13 protein-coding genes are annotated in these 14,207 nt (G+C 51.5%); 6 read left to right on the top strand and 7 right to left on the bottom strand.

The annotated features are described in order from the left end of the window. Nucleotides 1-13: 13 nt before the first annotated feature. Genes cpdA through parE form a run of 3 tightly spaced genes read left to right on the top strand, consistent with a single transcriptional unit; the run spans nucleotide 14 to nucleotide 3,369 of the window. Nucleotides 14-841: a 3',5'-cyclic-AMP phosphodiesterase gene (gene cpdA / locus HA51_RS12665; RefSeq protein ID WP_084934848.1), complete on the top strand. Its 828-nt coding sequence runs from the start codon at nucleotides 14-16 to the stop codon at nucleotides 839-841. A 3-nt stretch (nucleotides 842-844) separates the two neighbouring features. Continuing rightward, nucleotides 845-1,426 carry an esterase YqiA gene (gene yqiA, locus HA51_RS12660; protein WP_084934847.1) on the top strand — a complete coding sequence of 194 codons (582 nt, stop codon included), beginning with the start codon at nucleotides 845-847 and terminating at the stop codon, nucleotides 1,424-1,426. A 47-nt stretch (nucleotides 1,427-1,473) separates the two neighbouring features. Further along, complete coding sequence (parE, locus tag HA51_RS12655) at nucleotides 1,474-3,369, top strand: DNA topoisomerase IV subunit B (protein ID WP_084934846.1); 1,896 nt, start codon at nucleotides 1,474-1,476, stop codon at nucleotides 3,367-3,369. Between the two features lie 85 nt (nucleotides 3,370-3,454). Here parE and HA51_RS12650 read toward each other — a convergent pair whose 3' ends face one another. After that, nucleotides 3,455-4,732 carry an MFS transporter gene (locus HA51_RS12650; protein ID WP_084934845.1) on the bottom strand — a complete coding sequence of 426 codons (1,278 nt, stop codon included), beginning with the start codon at nucleotides 4,730-4,732 and terminating at the stop codon, nucleotides 3,455-3,457. 7 nt (nucleotides 4,733-4,739) lie between these two features. Further along, nucleotides 4,740-5,867 (bottom strand): mandelate racemase/muconate lactonizing enzyme family protein, encoded by a 1,128-nt coding sequence (locus HA51_RS12645; protein WP_084934844.1) that lies wholly within the window; start codon nucleotides 5,865-5,867, stop codon nucleotides 4,740-4,742. A gap of 107 nt (nucleotides 5,868-5,974) precedes the next feature. Here HA51_RS12645 and HA51_RS12640 point away from each other — a divergent pair, with 107 nt between their 5' ends. After that, the gene (locus tag HA51_RS12640; RefSeq protein ID WP_084934843.1) at nucleotides 5,975-6,685 is read left to right on the top strand and encodes a FadR/GntR family transcriptional regulator; all 711 of its coding nucleotides are present in this window, start codon (nucleotides 5,975-5,977) and stop codon (nucleotides 6,683-6,685) included. Between the two features lie 72 nt (nucleotides 6,686-6,757). Here HA51_RS12640 and HA51_RS12635 read toward each other — a convergent pair whose 3' ends face one another. Continuing rightward, nucleotides 6,758-9,025 carry a FepA family TonB-dependent siderophore receptor gene (locus HA51_RS12635; protein ID WP_084934842.1) on the bottom strand — a complete coding sequence of 756 codons (2,268 nt, stop codon included), beginning with the start codon at nucleotides 9,023-9,025 and terminating at the stop codon, nucleotides 6,758-6,760. Between the two features lie 289 nt (nucleotides 9,026-9,314). Here HA51_RS12635 and HA51_RS12630 point away from each other — a divergent pair, with 289 nt between their 5' ends. Continuing rightward, the gene (locus HA51_RS12630; protein ID WP_084934841.1) at nucleotides 9,315-10,214 is read left to right on the top strand and encodes a LysR substrate-binding domain-containing protein; all 900 of its coding nucleotides are present in this window, start codon (nucleotides 9,315-9,317) and stop codon (nucleotides 10,212-10,214) included. A gap of 33 nt (nucleotides 10,215-10,247) precedes the next feature. On the opposite strand, the gene HA51_RS12625 is transcribed toward HA51_RS12630, so the two are convergent. Both HA51_RS12625 and HA51_RS12620 read right to left on the bottom strand, forming a co-directional pair. Next, the gene (locus HA51_RS12625; RefSeq protein ID WP_084934840.1) at nucleotides 10,248-10,556 is read right to left on the bottom strand and encodes a putative quinol monooxygenase; all 309 of its coding nucleotides are present in this window, start codon (nucleotides 10,554-10,556) and stop codon (nucleotides 10,248-10,250) included. 31 nt (nucleotides 10,557-10,587) lie between these two features. Then, complete coding sequence (locus HA51_RS12620; protein ID WP_084934839.1) at nucleotides 10,588-11,169, bottom strand: NAD(P)H-dependent oxidoreductase; 582 nt, start codon at nucleotides 11,167-11,169, stop codon at nucleotides 10,588-10,590. Nucleotides 11,170-11,331: 162 nt separating this feature from the next. On the opposite strand from HA51_RS12620, the gene HA51_RS12615 reads away from it, so the two are divergent. Then, nucleotides 11,332-12,096 carry a transporter substrate-binding domain-containing protein gene (locus HA51_RS12615; protein ID WP_211282933.1) on the top strand — a complete coding sequence of 255 codons (765 nt, stop codon included), beginning with the start codon at nucleotides 11,332-11,334 and terminating at the stop codon, nucleotides 12,094-12,096. Between the two features lie 103 nt (nucleotides 12,097-12,199). Here the strand turns inward: HA51_RS12615 and HA51_RS12610 are convergent, their stop codons facing one another. Next, nucleotides 12,200-13,063: a ketose-bisphosphate aldolase gene (locus HA51_RS12610; RefSeq protein WP_084934838.1), complete on the bottom strand. Its 864-nt coding sequence runs from the start codon at nucleotides 13,061-13,063 to the stop codon at nucleotides 12,200-12,202. Nucleotides 13,064-13,347: 284 nt separating this feature from the next. Next, nucleotides 13,348-14,199 (bottom strand): class II fructose-bisphosphate aldolase, encoded by an 852-nt coding sequence (locus tag HA51_RS12605; RefSeq protein ID WP_084934837.1) that lies wholly within the window; start codon nucleotides 14,197-14,199, stop codon nucleotides 13,348-13,350. Nucleotides 14,200-14,207: the final 8 nt, after the last annotated feature.

Raw genomic sequence — 14,207 nt, 5'->3', positions numbered from 1 at the left:
TAAAGGAAACGCTTTGGATAGCCTGCTCACTCTTCCTGCGGCAAATGGGGCCGATATCAGGATTTTACAAATCACGGATACCCATCTTTTTGCAGGAAAACATCAATCGCTGCTTGGGGTAAATACCTGGTCGAGTTTTGATGCGGTGCTGGACGCCATCATGGCGCAACAGCGCGATTACGATCTGACTATCGCCACTGGCGATCTCGCCCAGGATCACACCGTCGAAGCTTATCAGCACTTTGTTGCGGGCATTACACGTCTGCCGAAACCCTGTGTCTGGTTGCCAGGCAACCACGATTTCCAGCCTGCCATGGTCGATACGCTGGCCGATGCAGGGATTGCCGCTGATAAACACGTTTTATTGGGCGAACATTGGCAAATGGTGTTGCTGGATAGTCAGGTATTTGGTGTGCCGCATGGCATGTTGAGCGAATACCAACTGGAGTGGCTTGATATTGCGCTGCGCAAGCACCCTGAACGACATACGCTGGTGCTGCTACATCACCATCCGCTGGCGTCGGGCTGTACCTGGCTGGATCAACACAGCCTGCGCAATCCGCATCAGTTAGAGGCTGTGCTGCACCATTTCCCACGTGCGCGGAATCTGGTGTGCGGCCATATTCACCAGGAGCTGGATCTGGACTGGCATGGTCGCCGCGTGCTGACGTCACCCTCCACCTGTGTCCAGTTCAAACCGCATTGCACCAATTTCACCATTGATAATGTTGCACCGGGCTGGCGCTGGTTGACGCTGAAAGCCGATGGTTCACTGGAAACGGAAGTTAACCGTCTGCAAAGCGACATGTTCCGCCCCGATCTTGATTCTGAGGGCTATTAAACGATGGCGGCACTGATCTATCTGCATGGATTCAATAGTTCACCGCAATCGGCTAAAGCCACGCAGCTGCAACAATGGGTTAATGTGCATCATCCCCATATCAATGTGATGGTACCTCAACTTCCCACCTTTCCTGCAGAAGCGGCCAGTATGCTGGAAGAGTTGGTGATGCAGTACGCGGGCGAGCCCCTGGGCTTAGTCGGATCGTCGCTGGGTGGCTACTTTGCTACTTGGTTGTCACAATGTTTCATGCTGCCGGCGGTGGTCGTCAATCCGGCTGTGAAGCCCTTTGAACTGCTGGTGGATTATCTCGGCGAGAACCGTAATCCCTACACCGGCCAGCAATATGTGTTAGAGTCACGCCACATTTACGATCTGAAAGTCATGCAGATTGACCCTCTCGAAGCGCCCGATTTAATCTGGCTGCTGCAACAGACCGGCGATGAAGTGCTCGATTACCGCCAGGCGCTGGAATATTACAGCGCGTGCCGCCAGACGGTTGAAGAGGGTGGCAATCATGCCTATATCGGATTCGAACGCCATTTTGCGCAGATGATTGATTTCTTGGGATTAAACGTTCCCTGATTGCTGCGAGATGGGCCCCTATTCCTATTGCTAATCAGACAGTTACGATGAGCCAATCAAGTTATAATGCCGATGCCATTGAGGTCCTAACCGGCCTTGAACCGGTGCGTCGTCGTCCGGGAATGTACACCGATACCACGCGCCCAAACCATTTGGGCCAGGAAGTGATCGATAACAGCATCGATGAGGCGCTGGCAGGTCACGCCAAACGCGTGGAAGTCATACTTCATGCTGACCAGTCGCTGGAAGTCATCGATGACGGTCGCGGCATGCCGGTCGATATTCACCCAGAAGAGGGCGTGCCAGCGGTTGAGCTGATTCTCTGCCGACTGCATGCGGGCGGTAAATTCTCCAATAAAAACTATCAGTTCTCCGGCGGCCTGCATGGCGTGGGGATTTCTGTGGTTAACGCCCTGTCAAAACGAGTGGAAGTCACCGTACGTCGTAACGGCGAAGTGTATGACATCGCTTTCGAAAATGGCGATAAAGTACAGGATCTCACCGTTACGGGCACCGTTGGCAAACGTAACACCGGTACGCGCGTTCATTTTTGGCCAGACGAAAGTTTCTTCGATAGCCCACGCTTCTCCGTTTCACGCCTGACGCACGTGCTGAAAGCCAAAGCCGTGCTCTGTCCGGGCGTGGAAATCGTGTTTAAAGACAAGGTCAACGATACCGAGCAGACGTGGCTCTATCATGGTGGCCTCTCTGATTACTTAGCCGAAGCGGTCAATGGCCTGCCCACTTTGCCGGAAAAAGCCTTTGTTGGCAGCTTTGCCGGCGATGTGGAAGCGGTGGATTGGGCGCTGCTGTGGCTGCCGGAAGGCGGCGAACTGCTGACCGAAAGTTACGTTAACCTGATCCCTACCATGCAGGGCGGGACGCACGTCAATGGTTTACGTCAGGGTCTGCTGGATGCGATGCGTGAGTTTTGTGAATTCCGCAATATCCTGCCGCGCGGTGTAAAACTGTCGGCGGAAGATATTTGGGAGCGCTGCGCCTATGTCCTGTCGGTGAAAATGCAGGATCCACAGTTTGCCGGTCAGACCAAAGAGCGTCTTTCTTCACGTCAGTGCGCGGCCTTCGTCTCCGCTATCGTGAAAGATGCGTTCAGCTTGTGGCTGAACCAGAACGTGCAGGCAGCAGAAATGCTGGCTGAACTGGCGATCTCCAGCGCCCAGCGTCGTATGCGTGCCGCCAAGAAAGTGGTGCGTAAAAAGCTCACCAGCGGACCGGCACTGCCGGGCAAACTGGCAGACTGTAGCGCACAGGATCTAAATCGTACTGAACTCTTCTTGGTGGAAGGGGACTCAGCAGGTGGATCGGCCAAGCAAGCGCGCGATCGCGAATATCAGGCGATCATGCCGCTGAAGGGTAAGATCCTCAATACTTGGGAAGTGTCATCGGACGAAGTGCTGGCATCGCAGGAAGTACACGACATTTCGGTGGCGATCGGCATCGATCCTGATAGTGAAGATTTGAGCCAACTGCGTTACGGCAAGGTCTGTATTCTTGCGGATGCGGACTCTGATGGCTTACACATCGCCACCTTGCTGTGCGCGCTGTTCGTGAAGCACTTCCGCTCGCTGGTGCAGCATGGCCATGTTTACGTGGCTATGCCGCCGCTGTATCGCATCGATCTCGGTAAAGAAGTCTTCTACGCGTTGGACGAAGACGAGAAAGAGGGCGTGCTGGAACAGCTGAAGCGTAAGAAGGGCAAACCGAACGTACAGCGCTTCAAAGGTCTGGGTGAGATGAACCCGCTGCAGCTGCGCGAAACGACGCTCGACCCGAACACGCGCCGTCTGGTACAGCTGACTGTCAGCGATGATGATGTCGAGCAAACGCTGCGTGTGATGGACATGCTACTGGCGAAGAAACGTTCTGAAGATCGCCGTAACTGGCTGCAGGAAAAAGGCGACCTTGCCGACCTGGAAGCTTGATGTCATTGATGATAGAGAAACGTTAGCAGCAGAAATCCAAACGTAAACAGCCCCGAAAATTCGAGGCTGTTTTCATTAGAGGGCTTTATTGACCTTCAATTGGCAAAGCGCGTGCCATCCTCTTTACTCTTCGCTTTTGCATCTGTCCCCAAATCATCAGGGAAACCGCGCCGCAGATAACAATCACCCCAATTACCACGAATCCTGCCAAGTACGACCCCGTTTTCAGATACATCATGCCAACCAAGAAGCCTGCAATCGTGCCACCGCCGCCTGAACCTATACCGTTAATAATGCCTGCTGCGGGACCTGTGGCATTGGGGGACACGCTGCCCTGAATCAGTGACCAGATATTGGGCGAGAAGCTGCTGGCGTAATAGCCCATAGCCAGAGTAATTAATGCAATTTTCAGTACCGCATTGTCGATCAGTGGCAGTGAAATGATCAGACAGCCAGGGATCAGCAATCCGAGTGACGCAATCAGAACACGCTTATTGGTTTTGTCGCTGATTTTTGCAATCGGAATAGCGAGCAGCACAGCGGCCAGGTAGGGTACCGCGCTGGCAATCGCCTGAGAGAATCCGGTGAATCCCAGTGAACGAACAACCAATGGAATCCATAACGTAATCCCCCAAAACAGCATACTTTGTGCAATATAAGTGAATATCAGGAAAAAGAACGCGGGTCCGCCAAAAGAAGCGAGCGTTAGCTTTTCTGCACTACCAGCTGCAGCATTTTCATCCCGATAAGGTGCTTCGATTTCTGGGCGCAGATTGCGCAAATATAAGGGAACAATCACTACTAAACCTAATCCTCCAGTGATAAAAAACAGTATGCGCCAGCCGAACGCATCGTACATTGGAGTGAGAATTATAAAGCCCAGCGCCAGTGCCAGGTACTGACCGTAAAACTGTACCACGCTGTTTGCTCGGGTACGTTGTTGTGGCGAGAACCATGCACGTGCAAAACGCGATTGCTGAGGCCAGTAAATGCCTTCAGTGATTCCCAGGAGAATACGGCAAGCCAGTAACACCCAGATAGAATGAGTGAATCCAACGATGATGGTGGCGATGGACCATAAGGTCACGCACCAAATAGCGACACGCTTAGGGTCAGCTTTGCGAGTAAATAACCCGCCTAATACGTTGGCAATGGTATAACCAATCAGAAATGTCGTCAGCGCCCAGCTGGAAACCTCTGCGAAATTCGCCCCGGCGAATCCAAGATCTTTTGACAGTTCTGGCAGTGCGACAGACAAATTGGTTCTGTCGAGATAGGAAACAAACATTCCCAGCAGTAACGATCCTCCAATTTTCAGCCACGGGCTGTCAGAGGTGTCGTTGATTGTGGTTTTAGCTTGCATGGTTAATTCACCTTATACGCCTGAAGCGCTTCACGGTTGATTTCAATACCAAGCCCGGCCCCTGAGGAATAGCAATACGACCTTGCTGGTGTCTAATAGGATCTTTAATGATCGCCATCCGAACCGGATGTTCAGTCTGGTCAAATTCAAAGATGGGTTGTTTGGGATTGAGCGAAACAGGTGTATGCGTAGGGACCATGGCAATAAATTGCAACGATGCCGCGATGCCTATACCGCTGCCCCAAACATGGGGGTTAGTACGTACGCCAAAGCTCCACGCCATATCCGCAATTTTTTTACATTCAGATAAACCGCCTGCTGCACAAATATCTGGCTGAATAATGTCCATGGCATTTTGTGTGAGGATATCGCGGAAGCCTAACCGGGTGTATTCGCACTCACCGCCTGCAACGGGAATGGTTAGGGCGGCCTTAACGGCTTTATAGCCGACCAAATCTTCTGGCGGAACGGGTTCCTCAAACCAACTGATGTCGTATTGTTCGATGAGACGACCGAGTTGGATCGCTGACACCGCATCGTAAGCATGATTAGCATCCACCATCAGTTCCACATCAGGACCGATTGCTTCACGCACGGCGGCGGTAACGGCAGCATCCTCTTTTACACCAAATCCCACTTTAAGTTTTACCGCTTTAAACCCTTCGTTGACGTAACCAGCGGCTTCATCCGGCAGATACTCAAGTGGATTTCCCTCTTTACGGCGATACAGACCGGTGGCATAAGCTTGAACATCGTCACGCAGGGCGCCGCCAAGCAACTGGTAAGAGGGACAGGAGAAATACTTGCCACGAATATCCCATAAGGCGATATCCACACCGCTAAGCCCTTCAATGACTAACCCCTTTTGTCCGTGATCACGCAGCCTTGCGTAGATATCTTCCCAGAGCAAATCAGATTTCAACGGGTCGGCACCGATTAACCATGGTTTTATCCCCCTGACCACGGCTTCTGTCATCACTGCCGGGCCATAGCACTCTCCCCAGCCAATCAGACCGTTATCCGTTTCAATTTCAACTATCATCGCGGTTCTTGTGTCGTACCACGCACGTGAGTAAGCAAAAGGTGTTGTTAGCTTTGCAGACAGAATGTGCGTTTTGACATCTTTAATTTTCACTTGTGATTCCCCTACTGCCTGGTGTTGGCGTGTTACTGATATAATTAGCAGTAATGGTAAACTCATAAAATATGATAAATATGATTTTTTGACGGAGTTCATAAAATATGATTTTTTCTGCCTCATTGAAGCGCACGATGGCTGATCAGCTCGTAGAGGATTTGGGCCGTCAAATTATCGACGGACGACTCCAGCCAGGCGAGCTATTGCCCAATGAAACACAGCTGCTGGAAAATTACGGTGTGAGCAGGACGGTATTACGTGAAGCACTACAAATCCTGATTTCGAAAGGAATGCTCGATTCACGCCAGCGTAAGGGCACGACTGTTAGGCCGAAAACCAGCTGGCAGCAACTGGACCCCCAGTTTTTGGATTGGCACCACAGCATAGCCGGAGGGGGGAAAACCTTGACGCAACTGATGGAAGTGCGACGTATTGTAGAGCCTCCTGCTGCTGCATTGGCGGCAACACGCGCCAGTGTGGAAGAAAAAGCGCGCATTCAGGCCGCTTACGAGAAGATGTATGTGGCTAAAGGCAATGTGGAGCAATTTATTCGCGCTGACCTTGAGTTTCATACTGCCATTTTGGAAGCATCACAGAACCAATTCTTATTGCCGATCGCGCATGCTATTCGCACCACAATGTTGATGTCACTTCGCCTGACTAATCCCGATCCCAGCGAGAACCATGAGGTCTCATTGCCCCTGCATAAATCACTGGTCGATGCTATTTTGATCGGAGATGCGAGCGCAGCTTCAACAGCGATGTCTCAACATTTGGATGATACGGAGAGAAGACATCAGCGAGCGAGTCAGTGACCCACCTGTCAAAAATGGATTATGGAGTTTTGGCCGGTGGTCACACCGGCCAAGATATTCATCACGATGAAATTAGAATGAGGTGGTCAAACCGGCATAATAAGCGCGGCCCGGCTCATTATAGGTAGAAGCACCTTCATTCTCGCGGTAGATTCGTTTATCAAGCAAGTTGGTTACACCAGCACTTAATTTAAGATTCTTATTCACTTCATAATTAAATCCTAAACCAAAGATTGCGTAAGATCCCACTTCATTCTCGGATAAACCAGATGCTTCTTTGCGAATTTCAGCAGTGGTACGCGGATGCTGGCGGCCATACATTGTCCAACTTAATGTGGTCGCAAAATCAGGAGTGATCTGATAATCAAGCCAGCTATTCACGGTATATTTTGGAATCAGTGAAAGAGGGTTTCCAGTCGATTTATATTTTGAGGTAAACATATAAGTCGCATTGGTACGCCAGTTGAGCTTATCAGCAATAAGAGGAATAGTCAGGTTCGCTTCAAGGCCCTGTGTTAGAGCTTTACCGCCGTTTTGCCACTGATAAATATTATATTCAGAAGAATAACGCGCGCTGGCAACCTCTACGGTACCGAGAGAGGTATCCCCAGAGACGATTTTATTTTGATAATCGTTACGGAAATAGGTCAGTCCGGCACTATAACCCGCATCATTCCATTGCAATCCAATTTCTTTGTTGATGCTGACTTCAGGTTTCAGGTCACCGTTACCCATCAGATAGCAACCGTTACTGCCCCCAATGTCACATCCGTTGCCGCTACTGGCCAGCAAGTACCCCTCGGTTGACTGATAAAGGTTTGGTGCTTTGAAGACGCGTGCAATACCCGCTTTCAGTTGCAGAGTATCGGTTAACTCCTGCTGAATATTGAGGCTAGGGCTCCAGTTACTGCCGAAACGGTCGCTATAATCCAGGCGCAAGCCCGGGATCAATGTTGTCCCATTGAATGCATCAATACTGTCTTCGAGATAAACAGCACTCAATTCCTGGCTATTTTTTGTATTACGCTGCGAGGGATCACCGGATACACCATTAATTTCAATTCCGGTCGCATCGGTTTCTTGAATAGAAGCTGGGTCGTTCAATTTCTCTTTATTCCATTCAAAGCCCATCGTCAGGGTGTTATCCACCCATAAGCTAAACGGAATAGTGTACTCATTATTGACTCGCCAGGTTTTATAACGACTGGTGTTATAGGTATCGCTGTTGATCATGCCTTCAACTTTACCCGTTGAGCCTTCCTCCAATCTTGTATTGTGCGTGTCCTCGTAACTCAATGTGAGTTTCGACTGGCCCCAATCCCAAATGCCGTTGTGAGTAAGGCTGTAGGCTTGGCGATACATTCGGTTGGTTTCGGCACCATATAATTCCGGAACGATTGTGCTCAAGTTGCTATTGCTGTATTGCGTATCACCGGCATAAATATTACCCTGGCGGCTGTATGCGTAATTAAAATCCAGATATTGCCTGTCATTGATTTTCCATTGCAGTGCTGTGTTGATATCGCGGTTTCGGACACCTTCACGGCCTGCAGCGTAGGAACCATTTTCATTGGTATTAATATCATAAGCATCGGCATCGGTTTTATTGATGTTCCCATAGACGCGCATGGACAGAACATCATCAATCAGTGGACCGCTAAGGCTGAAGTTCATGCGCTTAGTCGCACCTTCATCTTTATCTTCTGGTTGATTGGTAAAAAGGGAAAGTGAGCCATGCCAGTCGTTAGTCGGGCGCTTAGTGGTGATGTTGACGACACCACCCATTGCGCCTGAGCCGTAATGGGCCGCAGCGGGGCCACGCAGTATATCGATGTGATCGACCATTTCTGCGGGAACCCAGTTAGTATCACCGCGCGAATCACGTTCACCTGTCCGGCTGTAGCGCACGGAGCTGCGAGAAGAAACAGGTACACCATCCACCAAAATCAGGGTGTTTTCTGGCCCCATGCCACGAATATCAATTTGACGGTTGTTACCACGACTACCCGTAGCACTGTTGCCCGTGAGGTTGACGCCCGGCATTTTGCGAATAATTTCAGAGAGGTCGTTCGCCGGTGGGGTGCGTTCGATATCTTCGTGGGTAATCAGCGACGCACCGGGCTGTTGCTTAAGCTTTTCTGCAGGGGCGTTGACCACCATTGTGTCTTCGTTTGTGGCTTTTTTCTTAACTTGATTCTGCGATGTTGGCTGATTATCAGCTGAACTACTCAGTTGAATTGTTGACGATTCAGCTGCATTTCCCGAGGTTATACCCGCTTGCAATAACAACCCGATCACTATTGAAAGAGTAGTTTTCCTTCTACCATAAATAGACTTCATATATTAACGCCTTGTCATTATTTACACGTATTTTTACGTGGTGATAATAAATATCATAATCATTCTCATTTATATTTACCTTTGAAACATAATGAAATGTTTGTTCTTTGTTTTTTACATGTGCTGTGGCAATTCTGCCATTTCAAATGGGATGAAATGCAATTGTGAATAAATAATGAAGGGAAATCTGACCGCTTAACTGTGCGTATGTTTCTGCAGACATAAAATGTGACGCGGCAGCGTCTGATATGATGTGTAGCGGATAGCCAAATGCGTTAAGGAAAAGAACCTGAAAATCACACTGGAAGAGTTACGCGCCTGGGTGGCGGTAGTGGATACCGGATCGATCACGGCGGCGGCCGATCAGCTCGATCAAACCAGCTCTGGCATCAGTCGTGCGCTGAGTCGGCTGGAAAGCAAGCTGCAAACCACCCTGATGCATCGCACCACGCGGCGTCTCGCTCTCACCGAGGAAGGGCTTATCTTTCTCGATCATGCACGCCAAATCCTCTCATCGGTGGAGCTGGCAGAAGAGCAGATCGCCCAGCGCCGTGACATTCCCTCTGGCAGATTGCGCGTGAATGCTAACGCGCCCTTTATGCTGCACGTGATCGTACCGCTGGTGGCGGAATTCCGGCTGCGCTATCCGCAGATTCAGCTGGAGTTGAACACCGACGACATCATGATCGATCTGCTGGAACAGCAAACGGATATTGCTATCCGCGTTGGGGAGCTTCGTGACTCTACGCTGCGCGCCCGTGTGCTGGGCAGCAGTGCGACGCGCTTAGTGGCCAGCCCGGCTTATCTGCAACAGCATGGCGAGCCTGCAACGGTAGAGGCGTTAGCAGCCCATCAGCTATTGGGTTTCAGCCAGTTGGATGCACACAATGTCTGGCCTGTTTGGCAAAATGAGGGGGAGTATTTGCAGATTAAGCCCACGCTGTCGGCTTCCAGTGGCGAGACGCTTCGCCAGTTGGCGTTAGCCGGGCAGGGCATTGCGCGCCTGTCTGATTTTGTCAGTCGAGAAGATCGTGCGCGTGGGGATCTGGTGCAGGTGTTAGAGCAGGAGACGCGTGAATTGCGCCTGCCGATTCACGCCGTGTATTACCGCAATCAATCCCTGACCTCTCGTATTACCTGCTTTCTCGATTTTCTGCGCGAGAAGATTGAACAAGACCGCCTGCTCTAAACAAGCCCCTGCACAGGCAGAGGCTTGAAGCAATTAGCGCACCGGCTCTAACACCAGGATTTTCACATCCACCACATCATCTTTAATGATGGTGCGGTGCGCATCCATATGCGGCATCTGCTGATGCTGCTCAAGATGGCGTAGCGATTCCCACTGCTCCAGCATAAAGATGGAATCTGGCGAATTCTGCTTCCACGGTACCTGTGCCTGATGGTCAACCAGCGCATCGTACTGATGACACCCGTCCTCTTCCAGCACGGTAGGGATCAGCTTATTAATGGCTTCCAGTACCACGTGGCGGCGACCTGGTTTGACACAAATTTCTGCAACGACAGTTAACATAGCGCTTCCTTTTTTCCCGGTGTGCTTACAGTTAAGCAAAAATCTGGCTGAGATGAGTCCGATAACGTTCAATATCGCGCGGCACGTCCGGCATCTTGATCACATCATTACAGATAAAGGTCGGCAAAGCTTCCATCCCGAGGAACTGGTTGGCTTTGTGGAAGTGCAGGTAGAGACCGTCTACGCCCACGCCTTCGAAGAACTGATCCGGATCGTTAAACGCCTCCAGCGGCGCGTTCCAGGTCAGCGACAGCATATATTTTTTGCCCTGAATCAGGCCGCCCGAACCGTATTTCTTGCCTGAATCGCTGCGGCTACGGCCGTCACTGGCATACAGTGAACCGTGACCTTCGGTGAACACGTCATCAATGTATTTTTTCACTGTCCACGGCTCGCCCATCCACCAACCTGGCATCTGGTAGATCACCACATCGCTATCGAGGTATTTCTGCACTTCTTCTGCTACGTTGTAGTCGCTATCGGCAACCGTGATCTGCACGTTATGGCCTAAATCACGCAGTTGGCTGGCGGCAACGTCAGTCAGGGTATGGTTCAGTTCGCCTTTGGAGTGGGCGAAGGTTTTACCGCCGTCGATAATGAAAATATTACTCATGGATGATTCGCTCCGTTTCCTGTTAATGGCGCACACTGTACGCGCGCAGGCGAGGCAGAAAAATGCGTGATTGATCACAAGACTTTTGCTAATAAAGCAATAATGCGGATGTTCATGAAACAATCCGCACGCAAACCAACATCAACAAAAAAAGAAGAACCCATGAAAACCGCAATACTGAGTGCATTACTTCTGGTGACGGGCGCTGCTCAGGCGCAATCCCACCTTGATGAGATTCGTAGCAGTAAAACCCTGAAAGTCTGTACCACCGGCGACTACAAACCTTACAGTTATTTGCGCAGTGATGGGCAATATGAAGGGCTGGATATCAGCATGGCTGAGTCACTGGCCGCAAGTCTGGGCGCTAAAGTGCAATGGGTGCCCACCACCTGGAAAACCATGAGTGATGATTTTGTGGCGAAGCAGTGTGATATTGCACTGGGCGGGGTTTCCGTCACCCTGAAGCGTCAGCAGATTGCCTGGTTTGCCCAGCCGCTGGGTGTGGATGGCAAAATCCCGCTGGTGCGTTGCGATGACAAAGATAAGTATCAAACGATAGAGCAGATCAATAAGCCGAGCGTGCGGGTGATTGAACCGGCTGGCGGCACCAACGAAGCCTTTGTGCACAGCCACTTGCCGCAGTCGGCGCTGCAATTGGCCGATAACGTCGGTATTTTCCAGCAGCTGGTGGATAAAAAAGCAGATGTGATGATCACTGATGCTTCCGAAGCGTTGTTCCAGATGAAGCACTACCCAACACTGTGCGCTATCAACCCGGATAAACCGATGCAATATGGTGAGAAGGCCTACATGATCCCGCGTGACGATATGAGCTGGAAACTGTACGTCGATCAGTGGCTGCATCTCAGCACTGCCACCGGTGAATATGCACAGATTGCTTCACAGTGGTTGGGTGTGATTAAGTAAAACAACGCGTGATGAATCACGCCGCTACAGACAAGTAAAAGTTTGTAGCGGCGCAATTTATTGCGCAATGCCAGGTCGGGGCGTAATGGCCCCATTTGCATGATTAACGATACAAACCCGCTTTACCCAATCCACCGAACAGGTTCATTTTGTAGCGAATCACCGCTTTGGCGGCGGTAATGGCTTCCGGATAAATCACGTTCGGATCCCACCAGGTTTCACGTGCCAGAATCTCGCGCAGTTTGGCGAAGTACGCGTACTTCATATCGCTGGAAATATTGATTTTGCCCACGCCAAGCGTCACTGCTTCGGCGATCTCCGTATCCGGGTTGGCTGAACCGCCGTGCAACACCAGTGGAATGGTGGTGCGCTGCGCAATGTCCCGAAGGATGTGCATCTGCAGTTCCGGCTTCATATCTTTTGGATAGATGCCGTGCGCGGTGCCAATCGCCACCGCCAAGGTATCGACGCCGGTACGCTGGATAAAATCTTCAGCCTGCGCCGGTTCGGTATAGATCACCTTACTGACGCCGCCTTCGACGGTGGTGCCGGTATCACCGATGGTGCCGAGTTCACCTTCCACCGACACGCCCACCGAATGCGCCAGTTTCACCACTTCTTTGGTCAGTGCCACGTTCTCTTCGTACGGCAGCAGCGAGCCATCGATCATCACCGAAGTAAATCCACACTGAATGGCGCGCAGCACCTGCGCAATCGATGCGCCATGATCGAGATGGATGGTGAAAGGCACTTTGCTTTTCAGCGTACGTTCACGCACATAGCCAAAGAACTCATCAGTCACGAACTCCAGCTCACTTGGATGAATCGAGATGATCGCTGGGGTATTGGTGGCTTCGGCTTCCTCTACTACGGCACGAATAAAGCAGCTATCTGCCACGTTAAATGCGCCGATGGCGTAACGGTGTTCACGAGTCGGTGCCAACATCTCTTTCATTGAAATCAACATGTTAATATTTCCTCAACGTGAGTTTTACCAGAGCCGACGCGTTCGCCGACCCGATGATGGATAAAAAGGGAATACTTCTGCAATCTGTAGCGGCGCGATTTATCGCGCGGTTCATGCCCTGCTTTAAACTGAGATTAACGGGGCGACTTTCCAATTGCGCATAAATGCGATTAATCACGTGCGCCCAATGAAACGGTGCGCATAAATGCGCACCCTACGGGGGGGCGGTGGCACTATTACCCCGTAGGGTCGCCATTTATGGCGACCTGCTAGCCGCACATGGCCTAACTTTTGCCAGCCGATCCCGACCAGCTCAGATACTCAATCACTACCTCGCGGCAGGCGGATTCCATCAGCCCAAGCAGGTCGGCCAGTTCCGCGTGCGGGTGCTGTTTCAGCGCCTGCTCAACGGCATTTTTACCGGCATCAAACACCGCTGCTCCGACGTTAATCTTCGCCACACCGTGCTGGCTGACTCGGCGAATATCCTCGGCAGGCGTGCCCGAACCGCCATGCAGCGCAAGGGGGCGTGTCGAGACGGCGTGCAGCTCCTGCAAACGCTGGAAATCAATCTTCGGCTTCACGCCCGCCGGATAGAGCCCGTGCGCGGTACCCACCGAAATCGCCAACAAATCAATATCGGTTTGTTCAATAAACGGCAGCACGTCAGCAACTTGCGTCATCTTCACCGACGCATCGGCCAGCTCATAAGTCGGCGCATCGGCGATATGCCCGAGTTCGCCTTCCACACAGACGCCTGCGGTGTGCGCCATTTTCACCACTGCAGCCGTCTGGCGAATGTTCTCCGCCAGCGGATCGGCGGACGCATCAATCATCAGCCCGGTGAATCCGGCGCGAAATGCCTGGCCAATCAACGGAAAGGCTTTGCCGTGATCTAGGGCCAGGGCAATGGGTACAGTGGCGGCGTTCGCCAACGCTTGCACCAGCGGCACCGCGACAGCGGGTGGAAAGTGCGTGCTGTGCCCTTGATACACATTCAGAATCAGCGGGGCGCGCTGCTGCTCGGCGGCTTGAATCGCTGCCCGAGCGGTTTCGAGGTTAAAGCAGTTGATCGCCAGCACCGCATACTGCTGTTTGGCGGCAGCCTGAATCAGGTCGTTCATCATGGCAAACATGGTGGCTC

The organism is Pantoea rwandensis (assembly GCF_002095475.1).
GTDB lineage: Bacteria > Pseudomonadota > Gammaproteobacteria > Enterobacterales > Enterobacteriaceae > Pantoea > Pantoea rwandensis.
Note: the sequence above shows the minus strand (reverse complement) of the source record. Positions and strands in the feature narration are given on the sequence as shown.